Raw genomic sequence first — 227 nt, 5'->3', positions numbered from 1 at the left:
GAACAGCGAGACCTCGGGGCCGTCCAGGAACTGCTCGATCACCACGGTCGAGCCCGCCTCGAGGCAGGCCAGCGCGTGGGCCGCGGCCGCCTGGCGGTCCTCGGTCACCACGACGCCCTTGCCCGCGGCCAGGCCGTCGTCCTTGACCACGTGCGGAGCGCCGAACGCGTCGAGGGCGTCCTGGACCTGCTGCTCGGTCGTGCAGGTCCGGGCCTGGGCCGTGGGCA

Annotated in this window: 1 pseudogene; it reads right to left on the bottom strand. The window is 74.4% G+C overall.

From position 1 onward, the window contains the following. Nucleotides 1-227 (bottom strand): annotated as a pseudogene (locus IG178_RS24805) (ATP-grasp domain-containing protein); the annotation flags it as partial.

This window comes from Neoluteolibacter marinus (genome assembly GCF_014904755.1).
Taxonomy (GTDB): domain Bacteria; phylum Verrucomicrobiota; class Verrucomicrobiia; order Verrucomicrobiales; family Akkermansiaceae; genus Haloferula; species Haloferula marina.
The sequence above is the reverse complement of the archived record's forward strand: the minus strand, read 5'-3'. Positions and strand labels throughout refer to the sequence as shown.